Origin of the sequence: Zhouia amylolytica AD3, from assembly GCF_000511935.2 — a bacterium.
GTDB classification, from domain to species: domain Bacteria; phylum Bacteroidota; class Bacteroidia; order Flavobacteriales; family Flavobacteriaceae; genus Zhouia; species Zhouia amylolytica.
Window position 1 is genome coordinate 351,630 of record NZ_AYXY01000001.1, and the last position, 26,038, is coordinate 377,667.

A 26,038-nucleotide genomic window follows, 5' to 3' on the forward strand; every position below is an offset into this window, starting at 1 on the left:
CGTATATTACACTAAGGTACTTTAATCAAAATTTTGTCCATTGATGTTCACAAATCAGACTGATAGAATTAATTTCGCTTCTGCTAAGAATACTCCGGAATACCCGGATTTCTTAGACATTCAGATTAAATCGTTTCAAGATTTCTTTCAACTTGAGACTAAATCGGAAGCGAGAACCAATGAAGGATTGTATAACACCTTCATGGAGAACTTTCCCATAACTGATACCCGCAATCAATTTGTACTTGAATTTTTGGATTATTTTATTGATCCTCCTCGCTATAGTATCCAGGAATGTATTGAGAGAGGTCTTACATACAGTGTGCCATTAAAAGCACGTTTGAAACTGTACTGTACAGATCCGGAGCACGAAGATTTTGAAACTATAGTTCAAGATGTATATTTGGGGACCATCCCTTACATGACTCCTAGTGGTACTTTTGTTATCAATGGAGCTGAAAGAGTTGTGGTATCTCAATTACACCGTTCTCCAGGGGTATTCTTTGGGCAATCATTTCACGCAAACGGAACCAAGTTATATTCTGCAAGGGTAATACCATTTAAAGGTTCTTGGATAGAGTTTGCTACCGATATTAACAGCGTTATGTACGCTTATATCGACAGAAAGAAAAAGCTTCCTGTTACCACTTTATTCAGAGCAATCGGATTTGAAAGGGATAAGGATATTTTAGAGATATTCGATCTAGCTGAAGAAATTAAGGTTTCAAAAACAGGGCTTAAAAAATATTTAGGAAGAAAGTTAGCTGCTCGTGTTTTAAATACATGGCATGAAGATTTCGTTGATGAGGATACGGGAGAAGTAGTTTCAATTGAACGTAACGAAATCGTTTTGGACAGGGATACTGTTCTTGAAAAAGATCATATTGAGCTCATACTTGAAGCGAATGTTAAGACTATTCTTTTACATAAAGAAGAAAGTTTAACGTCGGATTATGGGATCATTCACAATACATTACAAAAAGACCCTACCAACTCTGAAAAAGAGGCGGTAGAACACATTTACCGTCAGCTACGTAATGCTGAACCACCTGATGAGGAAACTGCCCGAGGTATCATCGACAAGTTATTCTTTTCAGATCAGCGTTATAACTTAGGTGGTGTAGGTCGTTACAGAATGAATAAGAAGTTAGGACTTGATATCTCTATGGATAAGCAGGTGTTAACTAAAGAAGATATCATTACGATCGTTAAGTATTTAATTGAGCTTATCAATTCAAAAGCGGAAGTTGATGATATCGATCACTTGTCAAACCGTCGTGTTCGTACTGTAGGAGAACAATTATCTACACAATTCGGAGTTGGTTTGGCGCGTATGGCACGTACTATTCGTGAGCGTATGAACGTTCGTGATAACGAGGTATTTACACCGATAGATTTGATTAATGCTAAAACGCTTTCTTCGGTTATAAACTCGTTTTTTGGTACGAACCAGTTATCTCAGTTTATGGATCAAACGAATCCATTAGCGGAGATTACACATAAACGTAGATTATCTGCATTAGGACCAGGGGGTCTTTCGAGAGAAAGAGCAGGATTCGAGGTTCGAGATGTTCACTATACGCATTATGGTCGTTTGTGTCCAATCGAAACGCCTGAAGGTCCGAATATTGGATTGATTTCATCACTTGGGGTATTTGCTAAGGTGAATGCTATGGGATTCATTGAGACTCCATATAGAAAAGTGGCTGAAGGTAAGGTAGATCTTAGCGAGATCCTTTATTTAAGTGCAGAAGAAGAAGAAGAGAAGAAGATTGCTCAGGCGAATATTCCGCTTAAAGATGACGGAACTATAGACAAAGATCGTGTTATTGCACGTGAGGAAGGTGACTTCCCGGTTGTTGAGCCAACAGCAATTGACTATACTGACGTAGCGCCGAACCAAATAGCGTCTATATCAGCATCTTTAATTCCATTCTTAGAGCACGATGATGCGAACCGTGCCTTAATGGGATCAAACATGATGCGTCAGGCAGTACCATTACTTCGTCCTCAATCACCAATTGTTGGTACAGGATTGGAGCGTCAGGTAGCGTCTGATTCAAGAGTGTTGATTAATGCTGAAGGTTCTGGTGAGGTTGATTACGTTGATGCAACTAAAATTACCATCAAATACGACAGAACTGATGATCAACAATTAGTGAGTTTTGATGATGATTATAAGACCTATGATCTTGTAAAGTTCAGAAAGACGAACCAGGGGACTTCAATTAACTTAAAGCCTATCGTTAAGAAGGGTGATAAAGTTATTAAGAACCAGGTTTTATGTGAAGGATATGCTACACAGCAAGGAGAATTAGCACTTGGAAGAAACCTACAGGTGGCCTTTATGCCATGGAAAGGATATAACTTTGAGGATGCGATTGTTATTTCTGAAAAAGTAGTAAGAGAGGATATCTTTACATCAATTCATATCGATGAGTATTCATTAGAGGTTCGGGACACCAAATTAGGTGCTGAAGAATTAACTAATGATATACCGAATGTTTCTGAAGAGGCTACCAAAGACCTTGATGAGAATGGAATGATCAGAGTTGGTGCTGAAGTTAAACCTGGAGATATTCTAATCGGTAAGATTACTCCAAAAGGAGAGTCTGATCCGACTCCGGAAGAAAAATTATTAAGAGCTATTTTCGGTGATAAAGCGGGTGATGTTAAGGATGCTTCATTAAAAGCGTCTCCGTCATTAAGCGGTGTTGTTATCGATAAGAAATTGTTTTCACGTGCTGTTAAAGACAAGCGCAAGAGAGCAAAGGATAAAGAAGATATAGCAAGATTAGAGGCTGAATATGGAGCTAAGTTTGATGTCTTAAAAGACAGACTTATTGAAAAGTTATTCACGCTGGTAAATGGTAAGACCTGTCAGGGTGTATTTAATGACTTAGGTGAAGAAGTATTGCCAAAAGGTAAGAAGTATACACTTAAGATGTTAAATGGTGTTGATGATTTTGCACATTTAGTTAGTGGTGTTTGGACGACTGATGATAAGACCAATGAACTTGTTAATGATCTTCTTCACAACTATAAGATTAAATTAAACGACCTTCAGGGAGCGTTAAGAAGAGATAAGTTTACGATCTCTGTAGGAGATGAGCTTCCGTCCGGAATCATGAAACTAGCTAAGGTTTATATCGCTAAGAAGCGTAAGCTTAAAGTTGGTGATAAGATGGCAGGTCGTCACGGTAACAAGGGTATTGTTGCAAGAATCGTTAGACAAGAAGATATGCCATTCCTTGAAGATGGAACACCTGTTGATATTGTATTGAATCCACTAGGGGTACCATCTCGTATGAACATTGGTCAGATCTATGAAACCGTATTAGGATGGGCCGGATTAAAATTAGGAAAGAAATTTGCTACGCCTATTTTTGACGGTGCTACATTGGATGAGATCAATGAATTTACTGATGAGGCAGGTATACCTAGATTTGGACATACTTACCTTTACGATGGTGGTACGGGTCAGCGTTTTGACCAGGCTGCTACAGTAGGGGTGATCTACATGTTAAAATTAGGTCACATGGTAGATGATAAGATGCACGCTCGTTCTATTGGACCATACTCACTTATTACGCAACAGCCGCTTGGTGGTAAAGCCCAGTTTGGTGGTCAGCGTTTTGGAGAGATGGAGGTATGGGCACTTGAAGCTTATGGTGCATCAAGTACTTTACGAGAGATCTTAACAGTAAAATCTGATGATGTTATTGGTAGAGCTAAGACGTATGAAACTATTGTTAAAGGGGAAGCGATGCCAGAGCCAGGATTACCTGAATCGTTCAATGTATTAATGCATGAACTTAAGGGACTTGGATTAGACATCAGATTAGAGGAATAAACGTAGTGGGCTTTCATATGCCCACTACCATTTTTTTACATTAAATTACATTATCACCATTTATATCATGGCAAAGACAAAAGATAGGAATACTGTACAGAGGTTTAACAAGATCTCAATCGGTTTGGCTTCTCCAGAGTCAATTTTAGCAGAATCGCATGGTGAAGTTTTAAAGCCAGAAACCATCAACTATCGTACTCATAAACCAGAGCGCGATGGTCTTTTCTGTGAGCGTATTTTTGGACCTGTAAAGGACTACGAATGTGCTTGTGGAAAGTATAAAAGAATCCGATACAAGGGTATTGTTTGTGACCGATGTGGTGTTGAAGTTACCGAGAAAAAGGTACGTAGAGATAGAGTAGGACACATTAACTTGGTGGTGCCAATTGCGCATATTTGGTATTTCCGTTCGCTGCCTAACAAAATAGGATATCTTCTGGGACTTCCTTCTAAGAAACTCGATATGATTATTTACTACGAGCGTTATGTAGTAATTCAGCCGGGTATCGCTAAGGGACCAGAAGGAGAAGAACTTAACAAAATGGATTTCTTAACGGAAGAAGAATATCTAAACATTTTAGATACCCTTCCTCAAGAGAACCTTTATTTAGATGATTCTGACCCGAATAAGTTTATTGCTAAAATGGGTGCAGAGTGTCTAATTGATATTTTAAACAGATTAGATTTAAACGAGTTATCATATCAGCTTCGTCATAAAGCTAATACAGAGACTTCAAAGCAACGTAAAACAGAAGCTTTAAAGCGTTTACAAGTTGTTGAAGCTTTCCGTGATGCACAGAAGAACAGAGAGAACAAGCCTGAATGGATGATCATGAAAGTGATTCCTGTAATTCCACCAGAATTACGTCCGTTGGTTCCTTTGGATGGTGGTCGTTTTGCTACGTCGGATTTGAACGATTTATACAGACGTGTTATTATTAGAAATAACCGTTTGAAGCGTTTAATTGAGATTAAAGCACCTGAGGTGATTTTACGTAATGAAAAGCGTATGCTTCAGGAAGCTGTTGATTCATTGTTTGATAACACCAGAAAATCTTCTGCTGTTAAAACTGAATCAAACCGACCGCTTAAATCTTTATCTGATTCATTAAAAGGTAAGCAAGGTCGTTTCCGTCAGAACTTACTAGGTAAGCGTGTGGATTATTCAGCACGTTCGGTAATTGTTGTTGGACCTGAACTTAAGTTATATGAGTGTGGTCTGCCTAAAGATATGGCGGCAGAGCTTTATAAGCCTTTTGTTATCCGTAAGTTGATAGAAAGAGGGATTGTAAAGACTGTTAAATCGGCTAAGAAAATTATAGATAGAAGAGAGCCGGTAGTTTGGGATATTCTTGATAATGTAATTAAAGGACATCCGGTACTACTTAACCGTGCTCCAACCCTTCACCGTTTGGGTATCCAGGCGTTCCAACCTAAATTAATCGAAGGTAAGGCGATTCAGCTTCACCCATTGACATGTACGGCATTTAACGCCGACTTTGATGGTGACCAGATGGCTGTTCACGTTCCACTAGGACCGGAGGCTATTTTAGAAGCGCAATTGTTAATGCTAGGGTCTCATAACATATTGAACCCTGCAAACGGGTCTCCTATTACGGTTCCATCTCAGGATATGGTATTGGGTCTTTACTACATGACTAAAGGTAGAGAGGCCACCCCTGAAAATGGAGTTAAGGGACAAGGAATGACTTTTTATTCTCCGGAGGAGGTAAATATAGCATATAATGAGCAACGCGTAACATTGAATGCTTACGTTAAGGTACGTACTAAGGACTTAGACGAAAATGGTGAGTTGGTAACGAAGATTATCGAAACAACTGTTGGTCGAGTATTGTTTAACGAAATGGTTCCTGAGCAAGCAGGTTATATCAACACTGTATTGACTAAAAAATCACTTCGTGACATTATTGGACACGTACTTAAAACTACCGATGTTCCTACCACTGCTGATTTCCTTGATAAGATCAAGAACATGGGATACAACTTTGCATTCCGTGGTGGATTATCATTCAGTTTAGGTGATATTATTATTCCGGATAAGAAATCGACTTTGATCGATGATGCCAATGAGCAGGTTGAAGGAATTATGATGAACTATAACATGGGTCTTATTACCAATAACGAACGTTATAATCAGGTAATTGACGTATGGACTTCTACCAACGCTATGTTGACCGAATTAGCGATGAAACGAATTCGTGAAGATCAACAAGGGTTTAACTCAGTATTTATGATGTTAGATTCTGGTGCGAGGGGTTCAAAAGAGCAGATTCGTCAGTTAACCGGTATGCGTGGTTTGATGGCAAAACCTAAAAAATCGACTGCCGGTGGTGGAGAGATTATTGAAAACCCTATTCTTTCAAACTTTAAAGAGGGTCTTTCAATTCTTGAATACTTTATCTCAACGCACGGTGCTCGTAAGGGTCTTGCGGATACGGCACTTAAAACGGCGGATGCGGGTTATTTAACGCGTCGTTTAGTAGATGTTTCGCAAGATGTTATTGTTAACATCGAAGATTGTGGTACGTTAAGAGGTCTTGAAGTAGAGCCATTGAAGAAGAATGAGGAGATTGTTGAATCTCTGGGAGAACGAATTCTTGGCCGTGTATCATTAAATGATGTTCATGATCCAATAAGTGGAGAATTATTAGTAGCTGCAGGAGAGGAGATATCTGAAGCTGTAGTTAAGAAAATAGATGCTTCCCCAGTGGAGAAAGTAGAAGTACGTTCTCCGTTAACTTGTGAAGCTAAACATGGTATTTGTTCTAAATGTTACGGTAGAAACCTTGCAACGGGTAAGATGGTTCAAAGGGGTGAGGCTGTTGGTGTAGTAGCTGCACAGTCGATTGGAGAACCGGGTACACAGTTAACACTTCGTACGTTCCACGTTGGGGGTATTGCTGGTAACATTTCAGAAGAGAATAAAGTTATTTCTAAATACGATTGTAGAGTTGAAATCGACGATCTTAAATTGGTAACCGGAGAAGATGCTGAAGGAAATGCTTCTGAGATTGTAATATCTCGTACTGCTGAAGTTAAATTCATCGATGAAAAATCTGGAATTACTTTAGGTACCAATAACATTCCTTACGGTTCTACCATTTTTGTTAAAGATGGTCAGAAGGTTTCTAAGGGTGATGCTATCTGTCAGTGGGATCCGTATAACGCGGTGATCATCTCTGAGTTCTCAGGTAAGATTGCTTACGAGAATATTGAGCAAGGTGTAACTTACCAGGTAGAGATCGATGAGCAGACAGGTTTCCAGGAAAAAGTAATTTCTGAATCAAGAAACAGAAAGCTTATTCCAACCTTATTGATCAAAGATGCTAAAGGTAATACATTACGTTCTTACAACTTACCAGTAGGTGCACACTTAATGGTTGATGATGGAGATAAGATCAAGGAAGGTAAGGTATTGGTTAAGATTCCACGTAAATCATCTAAAGCAGGTGATATTACCGGTGGTCTTCCACGTGTAACCGAGCTATTCGAAGCGCGTAACCCTTCGAATCCTGCGGTTGTATCTGAGATTGACGGTGTTGTGTCGTTTGGTAAAATCAAGCGTGGTAATCGTGAAATTATCGTTGAATCTAAATTAGGAGATGTTAAGAAGTATCTAGTTAAGCTTTCTAACCAGATCTTAGTTCAGGAGAACGATTATGTTAGAGCGGGTATGCCACTTTCTGATGGTGCTATTACTCCGGAAGATATCCTTAAAATCAAAGGGCCTTCTGCAGTACAACAATACCTAGTAAATGAGGTACAGGAAGTATATCGTTTACAGGGTGTAAAAATTAACGATAAGCACTTCGAGGTTGTGGTTCGTCAGATGATGCGTAAAGTAATCATTAACGATCCGGGTGATACTAACTTCTTAGAAAATGAATTGATTCACAAATTCGATTTCATCGAAGAGAACGATCGGATTTTCGGTATGAAGGTAGTAGAGGATGCCGGGGAGTCTGAGAACTTACGTGCAGGACAAATTATTACGCCTCGTGAGTTGAGAGATGAGAACTCTATTCTAAGAAGAAATGATAAAGAGTTGGTAGTAGCAAGAGATGCGGTGCCTGCAGTAGCAACGCCGATCTTACAAGGTATTACCAGAGCATCACTTCAAACGAAGTCATTTATTTCTGCAGCATCGTTCCAGGAAACAACAAAAGTTCTGAATGAGGCGGCTGTAAATGGTAAGGTTGATACTTTAGAAGGATTAAAAGAAAATGTAATTGTTGGTCATAGAATTCCAGCCGGTACAGGTATGAGAGATTACGATAATATTATCGTAGGATCTAAGGAGGAATATAATGAGATAATGGCTGGCAAGGCTAAGGTGAATTTATAATTTGAATTCCAATAAAAAAACCCCGGGTAGCCCCGGGGTTTTGTTTTTTATAGTATATTTAGATTATGAGCGAAAAAGATAAAAATAAACAAGGACAGATTAATATTGAGCTCGATGATAATACAGCTCAAGGGACTTATTCGAATTTGGCAATAATCAACCACTCAGTTTCTGAGTTCGTTGTTGATTTTATTAGTGTAATGCCTGGGGTGCCTAAGGCAAAAGTAAAGAGTAGAATTGTTTTAACTCCTCAGCATGCCAAGCGCTTTCTAAAGGCTTTGCAGGATAATGTTGACAGGTTTGAGAAGGCCCATGGAGAAATCAAGGAATATGAACAACCTCCCATTCCAATGAATTTTGGTCCGACTGGAGAAGCATAAAAAAAGCCTCGCATTTGCGAGGCTTTTTTATACCCTGCCCTTATAATGTTATTACAAAATCTTAAGCTATTTTATGTCTGTACTTTTTGTGCTGTCTTGTTCCAGGCAAGTTTGGTCACGAAAAAATCAATAAATAGATTTACATAGCTACCGGTCTTTAATTTAGATCTTAGTATTTTAAAGGCCTTCCCAATTTGATTTTCAACCGTGTTTACCGAAATGTTCAGGTTCTCAGCAATTTGTTTATATGACATACCCTCAAATTTGCTCATCACGAAAATTTCCTTACATCGTTGGGGAAGCTCCTCAATACCTTCTCTTAATATTGCTAAACGATTATCCTGAACGTCTGTTCTTTCTTCAATGGCGTCAATCAAGAGTTTATATCTTAAGGCCTCTAAACTTTCTTTATGATTCTTTTCTTTTCGATACCCGTCTATGAATGAGTTATGTACAGACTTGTATAAATAACTCTTAAGTGCAATATTAATATTGATAGTAGTCCTGTTTTCCCAAAATTTTAGTAAAACATTTTGTACTAAATCTTCAGCAGCAAAATGATTATTGGTGTAGCTACATGCATAAATACACAGTTCTTGATAATAAGTCAAATAAATTTCTTTATACGCTTCGACATTACCTTTTTTAAAATCGGTTATCAATTTGTGCTTTAATGAGTATTCCTTCAATGAAATTTCAGTTTTACTTTGTAAAATAATGCATTTTTTTGATATATAATGATAAAAAGCGATTATTAAGCAGGAATTTTTCATCAAAATCATCGATTTGCTTACAAATCAATACAAATGAAATAAAATTATTTAATATAATAGTGGTTTTTAAAAAAGAATCCGTCTTAATGATAACACTCGTTAAAGACTAAAGGGATGATGACTAAAAAAAGAATGAAAATTATTATTACCAAATTTATTAATAATGAAGCATCCTATTCAGAAATAAGAGACTTGTCGGCTTGGTTAGATGAAGAAGGTAATCAGAAGGTTTTTAAAGATTATTTAAGTATAAATTACTCGTTGAAGAAAGACATGGTTTTTGATTCGTTAAAGGCTTATGAAGCAACCATGAATAACATAAAGTCTAAGAAATATTCTAGAAAATTTTTAGTTCAAAAGTTCTACAGGTATGCCGCATTAGTTGCAATTGTTATTACTGCAGGCTATTTTTCTATAAATACTTATTATGCTAATAGATCCAAACTTACAGTCGATGAGAAGCATGTTACTTTATTGTTAGATAATGGCGAGATAAGAATTTTAAATGAAAATATAGAAGAGCATCTTGTAGATAAACAGGGAAATGTTCTGGGAGTACAGAACAAAGATCAATTAATGTATAATTCAAATCAGGGTCAAGAGTCACTTCTGTTCAATACTCTTACGGTTCCTTATGGTAAAAAATTTGAAGTGACTTTGTCAGATGGAACTGTTATTAACCTGAATTCAGGTAGTACTTTGAGATATCCTGTAAAGTTTATTGAAGGGAAAGATCGTAAAGTTTATCTACAGGGAGAAGGTTTTTTTAACGTTGCGGAAGATAAAAACCATCCATTTATTGTAAATACTAATCAAGTAGATGTAAGGGTGCTCGGGACACAGTTTAATATGTCTTCTTATGAAGAAGATTTAAACATTAAAACGGTGTTATTAGAAGGTTCTATATGTTTATATCATAAGGATTCTATTTATAATCATGAATCATCAATAATATTAAAACCCGGATTAATGGCGATCTGGGAGAGAGCTACCAATCAGGTTAATCTGAACGAGGCAGATACAGAGTTGTATACGGCATGGCTACATGGAGAACTTGTTTTCAGACATATGCCTTTTGAATCTATTATTAAAAAATTAGAGCGTCATTATAATGTTGAAATTATAAACAATAATCAAAAAATCGGCTCAGAGAAATTTACTGCAAGATTTGATACTGAGACCATAGAAAAAGTAATGAATTCGTTTCGAGTTAATTATAATATTGATTTCGTAATTGAGAATAATAAAATAATAATTCAATAGAACATTTAAATCATTTGCTTATGGAATAAAACTTAAGTGAAGTCACTTACCAGAGAATGTTTCTTCTTTTGGTAAAGAATCGGGAAATGCTCCAACATTCCCCGACTATAAACAGTGACTAAATTATTATTTAACCACCTTATACAATTCAAAAATATGAAAAAAGCGTTTAAGTTAAGGGGAAACAATTCAATTTCCCTAAAATTCGATTTAAAAATGAAACTGACCATACTTTTCTTGATAGTTTCTTTATTTCAGCTTCAAGCCTCTGAGTTTTTTGGGCAAAAAAGTAAAATCACTTTAAACATGGCGAATGTTAGCATTGAAGATGTGCTAACTAAAATAGAGTCTTTAACAGAATTCAAGTTTCTGTATAATGACAGCGCATTGGATTATAATGATATCGTTTTTATTAATGCGGAAAAAGAACCATTGTCGTCAGTGTTAAAAAGACTGTTTGTTAATTCAAATATCACTTATACCTTGATGGATAAACAGATTATACTGAAAAATAAAAAAGATGATATCAAAGCATTTAGAAACAATGAGTTACCTTCTGATAAGACTCAGGATGTCAAAATTAGGGGGCATGTAGTCGATCAAAATGATATACCCTTATCTGGAGCCAATATTATAGAAAAAGGCACTATACATGGGACTTTAACGGATTTTGATGGAGATTTTAGTTTAACTGTTGCTAATAAAAATTCAATTATTGAAATTTCGTACATCGGTTTCAAAACGGTAGAAATAACTGTAGGTGATCAAACAAAATTTAGTATTAAACTGGAACCAGCAACCTCCTCTTTGGATGAGGTGGTTCTTATTGGATATGGGTCTAAAAAGCGGGAAGAGATTTCTTCTGCCATATCTACAATAAACAGTACACAGTTAGCAGATAATACCGTTGGAGTAACCAGCTTTGACCGGTCTTTGTCGGGATTAGCAAAGGGTGTTAATATAAAATCTACTTCAGGAGCTCCAGGTGCTGGTGTTGATATTAATATCAGAGGGTTTACTTCGCCATTTTCAGGTAGTGACAATAATCCATTGTTTGTAATTGACGGTGTACCAATACAAGCAAATCCTACAACAATCTATACGGATAAAACAGTTTATACAGAAGTTCAAAATCCTCTGTTGTCAATAAACCCAAATGATATAGAATCGATAGATATTTTGAAAGATGCTGCGGCTACAGCTATTTATGGATCTAGAGGAGCCAATGGAGTTATAATAGTGAATACCAAAAAAGGTAAAAAGAATGATGTGGTTAAGATAAACTTATCTACTTCAATAACATTGTCGACACCCATAAATACTCAGGATTATTTAAATACAGGTGAGTTTAAAGATTATCTGGATGTTTATTTCGCAAATACTTTTGAAGCAGTTAATAAAGGGATAGTGCCACCAACAATTTTAAATAGCTATAGGGATATGTACAACTTAAATCCTGACAACACGTATGCCGGTTTAAAACAATCTTTCTTTGGCGATGCGGATACTGATTGGGTTAAGGCTGTATACAGAAATCCTGCCTACAGTAAAAATTACAATCTTTCCATAACCGGAGGGAGTGAAAGAACATCTTATTATGTTTCAGGAGGATATACTGATCAGGAGGGGATTGTTAAGAATGATACGTTTGATAATTACAGCCTGAGATTTGGATTTGATACAAAGCTTAGTAAGGTTTTTGACATGGGATTAAATACGAGTCTCGGATATTCTAATAGGTTTAGAGGGACGGCATATGATGATTTTTATGATTTTGTTTTACATGCCAGACCTGATATTCCTGTTTTTGATGAGAATGGAAAACCTTCACGTGTTCCGGTGGTATATGGCCCTGGTCTTGTAGGAACAAGAGCTAGCCCTTATGGATTGTCAACACTTCACAGTAATTCTACTAACGCTTACAATGTTATTGGTAACTATTATTTTAAAGCGAATATCGATGATAATTTTAGTGTTAAAGCCAGTGTTAACGGATCCTATATGTATACCAAAAGCTATAAGTACACACCCTATTCATTGGTTGGATTTGAGCTCCTAGCGTATGGATTTACATTAACTCCTTCTGAGTCTTATGCGTTCGATAGTAAGTCTCTTATCACTAATCTGACTACTGACTTTACGGCCAATTACTCGAACAGGTTTGATAAGCATCAGGTAGATGCCCTTATAGGATATTCGTGGTTGAGAAATAATATAGATAAAAGTTACACTGATTTAACCGGTTTTCCGGATGACTACGTGCTGACAAATCCTTCCAATGCCAATTTAACAAGTATAGATGCTACTACTGTTGAATCAGGACTGAACTCTTTTTTAGCACGTGCGTCATATAATTATGATTCCAAATATTTTATGACAGCCACCATGCGAATGGATAAGTCTTCAAAGTTTGCCCCGGGAAACAAAGAAGCTTTTTTCCCTTCCTTAGCGGCAAGTTGGAATATTAGTAAAGAAACATTTCTTGACGATTCTGAAGCGATAAATTTATTACGTCTTCGTGCAAGTATTGGAAAAACAGGGAGCACTAACCTGGGCGATTTTGTATTTCTTCAAGGCTTTTCTGCCGGAATCCGGGAAGAAGCATTTTATAATGGAAATACGGCTATAGGATTAGGTAATCAGTTAGCTAATGAGAATGCTAGTTGGGAAACTACTAATGAAGTCAATGTTGGTTTAGATTTTAGAGTATTTAAAAACCGATTCAGAGGAAGTATAGATTTGTACAACAGAAAAACTACAGGGGCATTAGTAAATACACCAATTCCTCTTGAAGCAGGTCTTAGTAACTTCACCAGCAATTTTATAGATCTTACTAATAAAGGATTTGAACTAGAGTTCGGTGGAGATATCCTTAAATCTGAAGACCTGCATTGGAGTGCAAGTGTGAATATTTCAAAGAACATAAATAAAATAGATAGATTGACTTCTGCAATTGGCTCAAACGCAAACTCACCTTATGAAGTGGGTAAAGAAATCAATCTTATTCGTGGTTATGTGGTTGAAGGAATTTATCAGTCCCAAAATGAGATAGATGATCTAAACACAAATTCTCCGACAGGCATTTATAGTACTATAGGAACTGTTGGTCCCGGAGATTACCGGTACAAGGATGTGAATGGAGATGGTGAATTAACGATAGAAGATAGCTATGGAATAATTGGGAGTTCTCAACCAGATTTTTTTGGAGGATTCAATAGTAGCATCAGTTATAAATCTTTTCAACTGGCAGCCTATTTTAATTTTTCATATGGTTCTGAAATAAGGGTAAATGATGGTACATATCTTAATGGAAGTCCTAACATCAATACGATTCAAAGATATAATGTTCAAAATAGATGGTCGCCTACCAATACCGGAGCAACATTACCACAATTGATCTATCGCGGATCATCTGATGTTAATATGAAAACTTCTACGGCTAACGTATATAACGGATCATATCTCCGATTGAGAAATATTCAGCTTACTTATAATCTCTCACCAGAAATAGCCAGGATGCTTTTAATTAAAAGAGCTTCAGTGTTCGTGTCTGCTTCTAATCTTTTTACCTGGACAAATTTTATGGGAATGGATCCTGAGAATGGCAATGGCAGTGCGAGTCCGAACCAATTAAGTGGTTTGCAATATCCAAACTCTAAAGCGTGGTCTTTAGGAATTAATTTCAACTTTTAATTTGAAAGAAAATGAAAAATATAAAATTAATATTAATGGTTTTTTCTTTTTTAGCCTTAAGTGGTTGTAGTATAGAAGATGTAGAGTCAAACAATATTTTGCTGGAAGAGAATGTTATAACAGACGAATCAACCGCTCAGAACGTTTTAAATAGAATATATAATTCCGGCTTAAGAAATGCGGCATATGGAAAAGGAATTGGCGGTATGTCGGGAGGTGGAATCGTAGTGGAATTAACCTTAGCGGGAACTGAAGCAAAACCAATTTCTGACAGATATACTTCTTTTATACCTTTTAGTACCAATAATGTGTTGAATGATGAGCCCATACTTAAATCTCTGTACACCGACATGTACTATAATATCAATCTGTCCAATTACTTTATAGAGTTGGTTGGAAAGGGCGATGCCAATGTTAGTGAAACAAGAAAAAATGAATTGTTGGCAGAAGCTCGTTTTTTTAGAGCATTGTCACATTTTAATTTATTAAAAGTATTTGGAGAATTTTACGATTTGGATTCTAATTTAGGTATTGTAGTTAGTACAAAACCTGTAAAAAGTGATACTGCACACCCAAGAAATAGTGTTTCAGAATCCTATAATATTATTTTATCAGACTTACAATTTGCATCTGAACACGCACCAAGTGGGAGAGAACATTTTTATGTGACAGCCACCGTTGCCAGGGCATTTTTAGCCAAAGTGCAGCTTTACATGGGAAATTATAATCAAGCGGCCACTAATGCAATGGCTGTTATTAATAATGCAGATGGTTATGTGTTAGAATCTGCCTATAATGATGTTTTCAGCGATCGTTGGGGACCGGAAACACTATTAGCTTCCTATGTAAATATGTTGAGTGAGGGATCACAAGCTCATAGGTTTTCCTTGAATGATTTAGCGCCTTCAGATTCATTTGTCGCTCTGGCAGATGCACAAGATGGAATTGTAGGTAATGGAAGCAATGATTATGCTTCTGGATATGATCCAAGATTTTCGTTTGGATATTATCTCGATGAATCAAGCCCTAATGGATTAATACGGAAATACCCATATGCTGTAAACGCAAGTGATGGAAGTGGTAATGCCATAAAAATATTAAGAATGTCTGAAGTGTATTTAATTTATGCAGAGGCTGAAGCCAGACGAAGTGGTGGTTCTTTAATCGATGCTTTAGATGCTTTAAATACCATAAGGAATAGAGTGCCCGGCATTGCTCCAAAATCGTTAACCGATAAAGCGACTTTGTTAGAGGATATCAGAAATGAAAAAATGTTAGAGCTTTATTATGAAACAGGCGAGGCGTGGTTTGATTTAGTAAGGTATGATAGACTAGGAGATATTAATATATCTAGTATAAAACCGTCTGTTACATCGTCATCTAAACTCATTTTTCCAATTCCAAATGAAGCATTATTAGGTAATGAGCTTTTAGTCCCAAATCCATAGACAGAGCTGAAAATTATTAAAATTCAAACAAGTTAATTTCTTAAACAATGAAAAATAAAAGTATAACAATGAAAAACTTTATTTATACACTTACTATAGTCCTTCTTACGTTTATTTCATGTAAGCAAGAATCGCCTAAAAACTATATGACTTTTTCAGGGATTATCAGTAATCAAAACTCTGATTCTTTACAGATTTTTAGTTCTAAAGGATTCAAGAAAAGAATTTCAGTTAATCCAGATGGTACATTCTCAGATACAGTAAATATTAAAGATGGGGTCTATTATTTATTAGACGGTAAAGAAAATACCAATGTATATTTAAAAAACGGTTACGACTTAAAACTTAAATTAGATACAAAAGTCTTCGATGAATCTATTGAGTTCTCAGGAGTCGGTGCTGAACCGAATAATTACCTGGCTAAAAGTTTTTTATTAAGCGAAAAAGTAGGACAAGATAGTACGCTTTTTGCTTTAGAGCGAGAAGATTTCTACATGAAAATGATATATGTATACGAGGATTTTAAAGAACTATTACTAGATACTAAAAATGTTGACTCCATCTTTATTGAGGGACAAACGGCCGATATTGAAAAAATGATTAAGTACATGGCTTCCAAATATGAACACAATCTATTAATGAAGAATGTTTTGGTTAAAGGAAATCCTTCTCCAAAGTTTGTTGGTTATGAGAATTTTAATGGAGGAACAACTTCACTTGCGGACTTTAAAGGGAAGTATGTCTATCTAGATATTTGGGCTACATGGTGTGGACCTTGTAAAAAAGAGATCCCTTTCTTAAAAACAATAGAAAAAAAATATCATGGTAAGAATATAGAGTTTGTAAGTATCTCTGTTGATAAAGTTGAAGATTATGATAAATGGAAAGCTATGGTAAAGGATAAAGAATTGAGTGGAGTACAATTGTTTGCCAATAACAAGAAAGATGGATTAAAGTTTATAAAGAATTATGGTATAAGAGGTATTCCTCGATTTATTTTAATTGATCCGGAAGGTAACATCGTATCCGCCAATGCGCCTAGGCCGTCAGATGATGAATTAATAGCTTTATTTAACGACTTAAATATTTAGACCTTATAGTAATCAACTAAAAATTAAATTTTAATTATTGTTTGGGTTAGCTAAAGACATCCTGCTGTAATGGCGGGATGTCTTTTTTAATTGTATTTCTATGGGTTGATTTACAGAGGAGGGTATGTATAGCACCTCTTATTTATATTCTGAAACGTAATGAAGTTTTACAGTTGGATACTTCTGTTTCATCATTTCAATAGAGAATGGAGAATCGGCCAGAAATACGAGCTGGTCGTGCTTGTCTTTGGCCAGGAATTTTTGCTTTACTCGTTTGAATTCAGCAAACTCTTCATTCTTTGGATCTTCAGGTTCTACCCAACAAGCTTTGTGTACGGGGAAGTTTTCATAGGTACATTTGGCTCCGTATTCATGCTCCAGTCTGTATTGAATAACTTCATATTGAAGTGCTCCTACCGTACCGATCACCTTTCTTCCGTTCATTTCCAGTGTAAATAACTGTGCTACTCCTTCATCCATTAACTGATCGATCCCTTTATTAAGCTGTTTTGCTTTCATTGGGTCGGCATTGTTAATATATCTAAAGTGCTCCGGTGAGAAGCTAGGGATTCCTTTAAAGTTTAGTTGTTCACCTTCGGTAAGTGTATCGCCGATTTTGAAGTTTCCGGTATCATGCAGGCCTACAATATCGCCGGCATAGGACACATCAACGATTTCTTTTTTCTCAGCGAAAAATGCATTCGGACTGGAGAACTTTAATTTTTTATTATTTCTAACATGCAGGTACGGTTTATTTCTTTCAAAGGTACCTGATACAATTTTAATAAATGCCAAACGGTCTCTATGTTTGGGATCCATGTTTGCATGAATTTTAAATACGAATCCTGTAAAGGTATCTTCATTTGGTTTTACTTCACGCTCTTCAGCATTTTTTGGTCTTGGAGACGGTGCGATGTCAATGAAGCAATCTAATAATTCGCGTACTCCAAAGTTATTTAAGGCTGAACCGAAGAATACGGGTTGAAGTTCTCCTTTTTGATAAGCTTGAGCATCAAATTCCGGATATACTTCATAAACAAGTTCCAGTTCTTCTCTCAGGGTTTCAGCAGATTGATCTCCAATTAACTTTTCGAGTTCTGGGTTGTTTACATCATCGAATGCGATGGTATCTTCAATGCTTGTTTTGCTCTCTCCTGTAAAGAGGTTGATATTCTTTTCCCAAATATTGTATATTCCCTTAAAATCGAAGCCCATTCCGATAGGGAAACTTAATGGTGTAACCTTTAAACCGAGTTTCTGTTCAACCTCATCCAACAGATCAAAGGCGTCTTTACCCTCACGGTCCAGTTTGTTAATGAATACGATCATCGGAATGTTACGCATTCTACAAACTTCAACAAGTTTTTCTGTTTGTTCCTCAACACCTTTCGCTACATCAATCACTACAATAACGCTATCGACTGCGGTGAGTGTTCTGAATGTATCTTCTGCAAAGTCTTTGTGACCCGGCGTATCCAGAATATTGATTTTTTTGTCCTTATAGTTGAATGCTAAAACTGAGGTAGCAACGGAAATACCACGTTGACGTTCAATTTCCATGAAGTCACTGGTGGCTCCTTTTTTAATTTTATTGCTTTTAACAGCACCTGCCTCCTGAATGGCTCCACCAAAAAGTAGCAGTTTTTCTGTTAGCGTCGTTTTACCGGCATCGGGGTGAGAGATAATCCCAAAGGTTCTTCTTTTTGAAATCTCATTAATCAAACTCATATCTTAATCTTCGTGAGGTATTTAATCGGTTTGCAAAATTACTAATTCTGGAAGACTTATTCGCTAATAATATTTGCAATCTACCGTGAAACACTTTTAGGAAAGCATTAAGCTATTTCGTAGTTTTGTTTTCTATCTTTAAGCTATGCAAAAAGAACACGTAATCTTAGTAAACGAAAAGGACGAACCTATAGGTTCTATGGAAAAGATCGAAGCTCATGAAAAAGCTTTGTTACACAGGGCATTTTCCGTTTTTATTATGAATAAAAAAGGGGAAACCATGTTGCAGCAAAGGGCTTTGCATAAATATCATTCTCCCGGCTTGTGGACGAATACTTGTTGCAGCCATCAGCGTGATGGGGAAAGCAATATAGCGGCAGGTAAAAGACGATTGATGGAGGAGATGGGATTTACGGTCGATCATTTGGAAGAGATCTTTTCATTTATATACAAGGCCCCTTTTGATAATGGGTTGACAGAGCATGAATTTGATCATGTTATGATCGGTTATTACGATGAGGAACCCAATATTGTTTCTGATGAAGTTGCTGACTGGAAGTGGATGTCATTGGAGGATATTAAGTCTGACATGGCCTTAAACCCTGGTCACTATACGGAATGGTTTAAAATTATCTTCGATAAATTCTACAATCATCTTTTGCAAAATACTTCCAAATGAGAGTAAAAGTAAGCAGAAAGGCTCATTTTAATGCCGCCCATAGGTTGTATCGTAAAGATTGGAGCTTTGAAAAAAACGATCGTGTTTTTGGGAAGTGTAACAATCCGAATTATCATGGGCATAATTATGAATTGATTGTAAGTGTAACCGGCGCTATTGATCAGGAAACCGGTTATGTGATGGATATCAAGGATCTTAAAGATCTTATAGAAGAGGAAGTTGTATCTGCTTTTGATCATAAAAATTTAAATGAAGATTGTCCGGAGTTTGCTGAATTAAATCCAACTGCAGAGCATATTGCAGTTGTAATATGGAACAAGCTAAGAAATCGTATTAAAAGCGAATTAGACCTGGAGGTTGTTCTTTATGAAACTCCTCGAAATTTTGTTACCTACAGTGGTGGATAGGATGTGTTTTATTGCCTGTAGTGAAATTTAAATAAAGGAATACAAATGGCCTGAAGCCATGATTTAAGTTAAAAAAGTAGTTTTAAAATTAAATAAAGTAATAGTTAGTTATAATGAATAATTTATATCCAATAAAGTTTACTCCCATATACAAGGAGCGCCTTTGGGGTGGTACTAAGTTGAAAGATGTTTTAGGTAAAGATGCAGAAGGCGATTTAGTTGGAGAAAGCTGGGAATTGAGTGATGTTGAAGGCGATGTTTCGGTTATCAGTAATGGTGCTATGGCGGGTAAAACCTTAACTGATGCTATTGAAACTATGGGGAAGGAATTGTTAGGACAGAGCGTGATCGATCGTTTCGGGTCTAAGTTTCCTATTCTAATTAAGTTTATAGATGCGAAACAGGATCTATCGATTCAATTACATCCGAACGATGAATTGGCTCAAAAGCGTCATAATTCATTTGGAAAAACGGAGATGTGGCATGTTATGCAGGCGGATCCAGGTTCTAAACTAATTGTAGGTTTTAATAAGGATGTTGAAAAGGAGGAGTATGTCGAGCATCTTGAGAACAACACGCTATTAGATCTTCTGAACTACGAGGAGGTTGATACCGGAGATACTTTCTTTATTAATACGGGTAAGATACATGCTATTGGTGCCGGAATTTTGTTGGCAGAAATTCAACAAACTTCGGATGTAACCTATAGGGTTTATGATTTTAACCGAAAGGATAAAGACGGGAATACAAGAGAGCTGCACACTGAATTAGCTTTAGATGCTATTGATTATCGAGCCAAAGATGATTTTAAGGTAGCATATACCAAAGAAAAGAATGTTCCTAATAATATGGTAAGCTGTCCTTATTTTACTACGAGTTATATGGATGTTATCGGAGAGTTGGAGCATAAATTAGACAGAGATTCGTTTACTATTTATATGTGTGTTGACGGGGAAGTTGAAATCAGCATCGGAGATTTCAAGGAAACCGTTAAAAAAGGAGAAACTGTTTTAATTCCTGCAGCAATTAGTGAAGTAAATTTAAAAGCGAACAGCGCAAAACTTTTAGAAGTATATATTTAGAAATTAGCGTATTTTTGCAACCAATATAAAAACAAGCAGTTATGGCTAGCATTAGAGATTTAAAAAAGGATATTAATTATGTTTTAGGGGATATTATTGAAGCCGTTTACATTTGGGAGATCGCTTCTAATAAACCAAACTCTGAGGAGGGGGATGCAATTATCAACGAAGCGGTAGATTCTTTTGATGAACTTATCACGAAGATAAATGATAAGAGTGTTGAGGATAGAAAAGCTCATTTAAAGGCAGTTAACAAAGAGTTGGAAGCTAAGGCAAATTCTTTAGTTGAAAAAATTAATAAGCTTAGCTAAAAAAAATAAAAAAGCGTTTGCAAATATGAATTTCAGGTTTATATTTGCAGCCGCAATGCCGATGTAGCTCAGCTGGCTAGAGCAGCTGATTTGTAATCAGCAGGTCGTGGGTTCGAGTCCCTCTATCGGCTCAAGTAAAATGAAAGCTTCTCCAAAACGGAGAAGCTTTTTTTTGTTTTACGTCATTGCGAGTCTTGCGCTAATAATGTGTGGAAATCTCATCAATAGTAGTGGCTAAACTTTAAATGGATTCCGTAATAAATACGGAATGACAGGGAGGGCGGAATGTCTTGGTTTTGTGTACTGTTCTAATGGATTCCGTGACAAGTGGGAAATGACAAAGGTTGGATTTGGATTCCTTTTCGCATGGATTCCGTAATGAATACGGAATGACAAATGTTGGATTTGGATTTCTATTCCAATGGATTCCGTAATAAATACGGAATGACCGTATGGATGGATTCCGCAACAAGTACGGAATGACAGGGAGGGCGGAATAACAATGGACTGAATGCTCCGGTATTTATATAGTTCAGTAATCTATTCATTTACATGTTATCCGGAGTTACTGCAGGTGGCACAATATTTCTTACCGGTTTGATACTTTTCAGGTACTTAAAAATAGCATGAATATCTTCATCTTTGAGATGTTTAAAGTCTTGCCATGGCATAGGAGGTAATAGCATTCTTCCATTATCTAAGCCTTTAAGTTTTCCTTCGGTAAATGCTTTTTTAAATTGACTTTCGGTCCAGGTTCCTATTCCGGTATCATCGGGAGTCAGGTTTGCTGCGAAAGAGACGCCCCATGGTCCTGCGGTGGCTGTCAGATCTGGATAGAAAATTGCAAATCCGGACTTTATGAGGGTATCATTAAACTTAACAATGGGGCGATCGGAGGGAAATCCTGAAAGCATTAATTTGGGAATCATTTCGGGTCCGTTGGGTCCCATTTTCTTTGGTGAATGACAATGGTTACATCCCATGGCATTTACCAGGTATGCTCCGCGTTCGATTATTTTTTCAGTACTTTCCTCATCGACAGCGAGGTATTCTTTTGCTTTTTTTTGGTTGTCTGCACATGAAAGGATCGTGAGGGTACAGCTAATGACAAATAGGCTGATGAAGAATTTAATTGTTTTCATTGGTTTAATGGTTTGGTTGTTTTTACAATTTCATCTGACCAAAGGGGCCGAATGTAACGTTGGTTTTATTTTCAGGGATTCAGTTACAGTGCTGTATGCAATTGACTGAAAGACAATGAAATTAGTTTTTTTTCAGCGGTCTTTTTTTCTCAGTCGTTGAATGGTCATTATTTGCGATTTTTTGAAAGTTTTGATGGGGTATATTATCCGGAAGTCAGGGTGTTATTACCATTTATTTAATATTTGGCCCTGAGAGTCAATTTATTGGACTGTTCAGGACACGCTAACTTTCTCGTTCACCCTTACTTTGTATTAGTAAAAATCAATACAATAGAAATCATGAGTGCTAAAAAGAAAGTAGTAGTATTAATCAGTAAGGGAATGGATGATGAAAGAGCATCTGTTGCCTGGAGTATTGCTAACGGTGGAATTAAATCAGGACTTGAAGTAAGTATTTTTTTGGTGAGTTCGGGAGTTGATTGGGTGCGGAAAGGAGCTTATAGCTTTGCGCATCTTAATCCAAAGGATCCAACTATGAAGGATATGATCGAAACGGTATTAGCGAATAAGTGTAGAATAATGGTGTGTCCTCCGTGTTCTGCTGTACGCGGGTACACTGTAGATGATCTTATCGATGGTATTGAGTTAGTAGGGTCTACGGCCTTGCACCAACTTATTCTTGAGGGGGCAGAAACCATATCTATTTAAATAATTAAAATCTATCATCATGGAAAATTTAAAATCTAAGGTGCATTTCTCTAAAGAGGTTATAGCGCAAATAAGTTCGGAAACATTGAATGATATTATTGCTCAGGGGAGCTTTACACTTATCGATGTACGATCTCCCCAGGGGATCGAAAACCAAGGGGGTATTCCGGGAGCTGTTAATATTCCGCTTGAACAGGTTAAAAAGGAAATTGAGGAAAGGGAGTATCATCCTGAGTCGATCCTTAACAGCGACGGACCTTTCTTGTTTTGCTGTACGGGTGGGGTAATGTCTTATATGGCGGCCATTCACGCACAGGAAAATGGTATGAAGAACGTTCATAATTTAGAGGGTGGCCATGCAGCCTGGAAAAAATTAAATAATCAAAATTAAGGAACCTGGATACAACATGCATTGTTTTATTAATTTAGATTCATCATTACTTCATTTTGGTATTGATGAATCTTTATTAACTGGCAGCCGGTGTTTTTTGTATTCTCCATTTATTAGGTGTAATGCCGTAGGTGGATTTAAAGCTTCTTACAAAATGAGAATCACTTTCAAAACCGCAATCGTAACAAATTTGCTGAATGGTAAAATCTGTATTGAGCATTAGCTCACGAGCAAGATTAAGTCTTTTGGATAAGAGCCATTTTGACGGGGTGGTGTTATAGGCTTTTTTAAAATACCTTTTAAAGGTGGAGAGGCTTTTGCCGCACAACCTTGCGTACTCTTCTATATTCAGGTTGTAAAAATATTGTTCCTCCATGATCTGTTCTATCGGGTATTCGGATTGTTGAGCAAGGGTAAATAATACATTTTTAATGTTTTTGTTCTTTGGATTCAAACAAATGTTCATGAGCATTTCCCTGAACTTTAGTTCAACAATCTTTTGAGGTGTTTTATTGGGTTCTTTCAGGTAAGAGAAAAATGACTCATACAAGACCCGTAAACTTTCGGTAACATCGATACGGTATATTACCTCCGGGTGTTCCATTTTATGCAATTCGGTGGTTTCGTTACGGATATCATTTTCGATACAATTCTTAATAAAATCGTCTTTCATAAAGAACATCAGGACACAAAAGCTCTCTTCGAAGTACTGTTGATTTTTAAAGGCTCCTTTTCTGATAAAAATGGATTGATCGGCTTGAACGAGGTAATCATTGTCTGGAGTAATCCATTTTTTTTGTCCGTTCAACACGTAGACGATACTATGGCATTCGGACCATGCAGCAAACAATTCTTCTTTTATAGGGCATTTGAATTCAACAATGAGATAATCCTCTCCTATAATTTTATGATAGCCCGGTGTTTCAAGAAAGTGTTTGTATGAATCAAACATCTGATATACATGTATTTGATATATACAAGTTACTAAAAAAATAGGTTATTTCATATCCTTAGGGTTTTAGGATCGGTTGTCGATTTTTTATCTCTTTTGCGAATTCAGTCTCTTTGTTCCTCAATTTCTCCAGGAAATCCTGTGTACTTTCCCAGGGATCTTATGAAGGTTTTATTTTCTTATTGCTGATAGGTAAATCCACAGAATGAATAGTAATTGTAAAGGTATTCTAAACCACAGGTATGTTGGACCAGGGCCATTCAGGGTGCCTGTTTGGTAGTTTATCTGTTGGATCGCAGCTTTGATATTAGCGGGTACTATGAGTATAAAGAATACGATGAGGATCCATGCAGTCAGTTGTTGAAACTTTGGGAGTAACAGTGTGATAGCCAACACAATTTCCAGTATACCCGTGGCGATGACCATTTGTGATTTAAAGGGAATTGGATCTGGAATAATGGCCGTCATTCCTTTGGTAAACATAAAGTGTCCGATGGCAGTAAAGATGAGCATGCAAGACATGGCAATTCGAGCTGCAAGTTGGTAATCTATCTGTTTTTTGTTGAGTTTTATAGCAGCGAGTGAAATGATGAATGAAATGATTAAAATAATTAAGGGTTTCATGGTTTCAAATTTTTGGGTAAAATTCGCCATGTTCCCTTTATGAAGCAATGAATCTGGGTTAAGAAATTCTTTTACGGATTCTGCTTAATGCCTGTGGTGTTACTCCGATATAGGAGGCAATGTATTTAAGGGGGATTTCTTTTATGACTTCGGGTTTTTCCGAGAAGAGATCCAGATAGCGCTCTTCAGGTGATTTGTTTAGCAGGGATAATTCTCTTTCTGATTTTTTAATGAATAGTTCTTCGCTTGCTTTTCTACCGATTAGATTACCGATTTCAGTTTCTGCATAAACCGCTTGGAGGTCGTTATAACTAATACGCCAGAAGGAGGAGTCGGTTATTGTTTCGACCCTATATTTAGATGGTGACTGCGTAAGGAAAGAGTCGTAGGCACTAAAAAAATTATGATTGAAGACGAAGGCGAATGTAAGTTCATTTTCTTCTTTAGGTATGTAAAACCTAACCAATCCTGTTTCAATGAAAGAAAGGTAGTTTTCCACTTGTCCCTCGTGAAGGATTGTTTGCTTTTTGGGAAATTCATTATATTCCAGTTTAGAGGCGAAGACTTCCCAATCTCTGTCTGAGATATCAAAATTGTCTTTATAATATTTGTGTATAAGTTCCAATGGTAGGGTTTTGAGGATTTAACTCGTTCATCGAGATTTATCTGTTCCTGCTTTTATGTCAGATAAAAGAAGGTGTATCGGTGTATGCTTTAGTAGATTCATCAAAGTTAACTGTCTACTTTGCCAGAAGTTGCCAAGTAGGTTTATGGTGTCCTTAGTATTTTATCCATTTTACGCCCTTTTGCCAATTCATCTACCAATTTATCAAGGTAGCGTACCTGTTTGGTTAGTGGGGTGTTAATTTCTTCTATTCTATAGCCGCAGATAACTCCTTTAATGAGTTCGGCATTGGGATTTAATGTAGCCTTTTGAAAAAAATCTTTAAAGGTTACTTTTTCCTCAATGAGTTTTTGGAGTTGTTTTTCATCATAGCCGGTAAGCCATTCGATAATTTGATGCAGCTCAGCTTTGGTTCTGCCTTTCTTTTCAACCTTGGTTATATAGTGTGGATATACAGAGGCGAATGTAAGATTGGCTATGCGCTCGTCGTGTTTACTAGTTGTGGTCATAGCTCAAAGTTAA

General features: G+C 36.6%; 20 protein-coding genes and 1 tRNA gene. 14 read left to right on the forward strand and 7 right to left on the reverse strand.

Annotation, left to right across the window (positions count from 1 at the left end):
• The first annotated feature begins 43 nt into the window (after window positions 1-43).
• From rpoB to P278_RS01800, 3 genes are all read left to right on the forward strand, one after another.
• Window positions 44-3,853, forward strand: a complete 3,810-nt coding sequence (gene rpoB / locus P278_RS01790) for a DNA-directed RNA polymerase subunit beta (RefSeq protein ID WP_038261294.1) — start codon at window positions 44-46, stop codon at window positions 3,851-3,853.
• 67 nt (window positions 3,854-3,920) lie between these two features.
• Window positions 3,921-8,219: a DNA-directed RNA polymerase subunit beta' gene (gene rpoC, locus P278_RS01795; RefSeq protein ID WP_038261297.1), complete on the forward strand. Its 4,299-nt coding sequence runs from the start codon at window positions 3,921-3,923 to the stop codon at window positions 8,217-8,219.
• A gap of 65 nt (window positions 8,220-8,284) precedes the next feature.
• Window positions 8,285-8,599, forward strand: a complete 315-nt coding sequence (locus P278_RS01800; RefSeq protein ID WP_038261299.1) for a DUF3467 domain-containing protein — start codon at window positions 8,285-8,287, stop codon at window positions 8,597-8,599.
• 71 nt (window positions 8,600-8,670) lie between these two features.
• Here the strand turns inward: P278_RS01800 and P278_RS01805 are convergent, their stop codons facing one another.
• The gene (locus P278_RS01805; protein ID WP_161808329.1) at window positions 8,671-9,288 is read right to left on the reverse strand and encodes an RNA polymerase sigma factor; all 618 of its coding nucleotides are present in this window, start codon (window positions 9,286-9,288) and stop codon (window positions 8,671-8,673) included.
• A gap of 198 nt (window positions 9,289-9,486) precedes the next feature.
• Between P278_RS01805 and P278_RS01810 the strand changes: the two genes are divergently transcribed.
• From P278_RS01810 to P278_RS01825, 4 genes are all read left to right on the forward strand, one after another.
• A complete protein-coding gene (locus P278_RS01810) occupies window positions 9,487-10,635 on the forward strand; it encodes a FecR family protein (protein WP_082436059.1) in 1,149 nt (382 codons plus the stop codon).
• Window positions 10,636-10,851: 216 nt separating this feature from the next.
• Window positions 10,852-14,328, forward strand: a complete 3,477-nt coding sequence (locus P278_RS01815) for a TonB-dependent receptor (RefSeq protein ID WP_161808330.1) — start codon at window positions 10,852-10,854, stop codon at window positions 14,326-14,328.
• A gap of 11 nt (window positions 14,329-14,339) precedes the next feature.
• On the forward strand, window positions 14,340-15,776 hold the full coding sequence (locus P278_RS01820) for a RagB/SusD family nutrient uptake outer membrane protein (protein WP_038261305.1): 1,437 nt from the start codon (window positions 14,340-14,342) through the stop codon (window positions 15,774-15,776).
• 68 nt (window positions 15,777-15,844) lie between these two features.
• Window positions 15,845-16,867: a TlpA family protein disulfide reductase gene (locus tag P278_RS01825; protein ID WP_038261835.1), complete on the forward strand. Its 1,023-nt coding sequence runs from the start codon at window positions 15,845-15,847 to the stop codon at window positions 16,865-16,867.
• Window positions 16,868-17,005: 138 nt separating this feature from the next.
• On the opposite strand, the gene P278_RS01830 is transcribed toward P278_RS01825, so the two are convergent.
• Window positions 17,006-18,595, reverse strand: coding sequence for a peptide chain release factor 3 (locus tag P278_RS01830; RefSeq protein WP_038261308.1), 1,590 nt, complete (start codon window positions 18,593-18,595; stop codon window positions 17,006-17,008).
• Window positions 18,596-18,740: 145 nt separating this feature from the next.
• Here P278_RS01830 and idi point away from each other — a divergent pair, with 145 nt between their 5' ends.
• The 5 genes from idi to P278_RS01855 all read left to right on the forward strand — a co-directional run bounded on the left by idi (window position 18,741) and on the right by P278_RS01855 (window position 21,205).
• Window positions 18,741-19,274: an isopentenyl-diphosphate Delta-isomerase gene (gene idi, locus P278_RS01835; protein ID WP_038261311.1), complete on the forward strand. Its 534-nt coding sequence runs from the start codon at window positions 18,741-18,743 to the stop codon at window positions 19,272-19,274.
• A complete protein-coding gene (locus P278_RS01840; RefSeq protein ID WP_038261315.1) occupies window positions 19,271-19,681 on the forward strand; it encodes a 6-pyruvoyl trahydropterin synthase family protein in 411 nt (136 codons plus the stop codon). The genes idi and P278_RS01840 overlap by 4 nt, the downstream gene beginning before the upstream one ends.
• A gap of 113 nt (window positions 19,682-19,794) precedes the next feature.
• The gene (locus P278_RS01845) at window positions 19,795-20,763 is read left to right on the forward strand and encodes a type I phosphomannose isomerase catalytic subunit (RefSeq protein ID WP_038261318.1); all 969 of its coding nucleotides are present in this window, start codon (window positions 19,795-19,797) and stop codon (window positions 20,761-20,763) included.
• 41 nt (window positions 20,764-20,804) lie between these two features.
• Complete coding sequence (locus tag P278_RS01850; RefSeq protein WP_038261321.1) at window positions 20,805-21,074, forward strand: hypothetical protein; 270 nt, start codon at window positions 20,805-20,807, stop codon at window positions 21,072-21,074.
• Window positions 21,075-21,131: 57 nt separating this feature from the next.
• Window positions 21,132-21,205 (forward strand) — tRNA-Thr (locus P278_RS01855).
• 417 nt (window positions 21,206-21,622) lie between these two features.
• Here the strand turns inward: P278_RS01855 and P278_RS01860 are convergent.
• Window positions 21,623-22,216: a c-type cytochrome gene (locus tag P278_RS01860; RefSeq protein WP_038261324.1), complete on the reverse strand. Its 594-nt coding sequence runs from the start codon at window positions 22,214-22,216 to the stop codon at window positions 21,623-21,625.
• 339 nt (window positions 22,217-22,555) lie between these two features.
• Here P278_RS01860 and P278_RS01865 point away from each other — a divergent pair, with 339 nt between their 5' ends.
• Both P278_RS01865 and P278_RS01870 read left to right on the forward strand, forming a co-directional pair.
• Window positions 22,556-22,924: a DsrE family protein gene (locus P278_RS01865; protein ID WP_038261327.1), complete on the forward strand. Its 369-nt coding sequence runs from the start codon at window positions 22,556-22,558 to the stop codon at window positions 22,922-22,924.
• Between the two features lie 19 nt (window positions 22,925-22,943).
• On the forward strand, window positions 22,944-23,315 hold the full coding sequence (locus P278_RS01870) for a rhodanese-like domain-containing protein (protein ID WP_038261330.1): 372 nt from the start codon (window positions 22,944-22,946) through the stop codon (window positions 23,313-23,315).
• 76 nt (window positions 23,316-23,391) lie between these two features.
• Here the strand turns inward: P278_RS01870 and P278_RS01875 are convergent, their stop codons facing one another.
• The 4 genes from P278_RS01875 to P278_RS01890 form a co-directional block, all read right to left on the reverse strand.
• Window positions 23,392-24,267 (reverse strand): helix-turn-helix domain-containing protein, encoded by an 876-nt coding sequence (locus tag P278_RS01875; protein WP_038261333.1) that lies wholly within the window; start codon window positions 24,265-24,267, stop codon window positions 23,392-23,394.
• 171 nt (window positions 24,268-24,438) lie between these two features.
• Window positions 24,439-24,891: a DoxX family protein gene (locus P278_RS01880; RefSeq protein WP_038261838.1), complete on the reverse strand. Its 453-nt coding sequence runs from the start codon at window positions 24,889-24,891 to the stop codon at window positions 24,439-24,441.
• A 58-nt stretch (window positions 24,892-24,949) separates the two neighbouring features.
• Window positions 24,950-25,516, reverse strand: a complete 567-nt coding sequence (locus tag P278_RS01885) for a Crp/Fnr family transcriptional regulator (protein WP_038261337.1) — start codon at window positions 25,514-25,516, stop codon at window positions 24,950-24,952.
• Window positions 25,517-25,659: 143 nt separating this feature from the next.
• Window positions 25,660-26,025 carry a DUF2200 domain-containing protein gene (locus tag P278_RS01890; RefSeq protein WP_038261341.1) on the reverse strand — a complete coding sequence of 122 codons (366 nt, stop codon included), beginning with the start codon at window positions 26,023-26,025 and terminating at the stop codon, window positions 25,660-25,662.
• Between the last annotated feature and the right edge of the window lie 13 nt (window positions 26,026-26,038).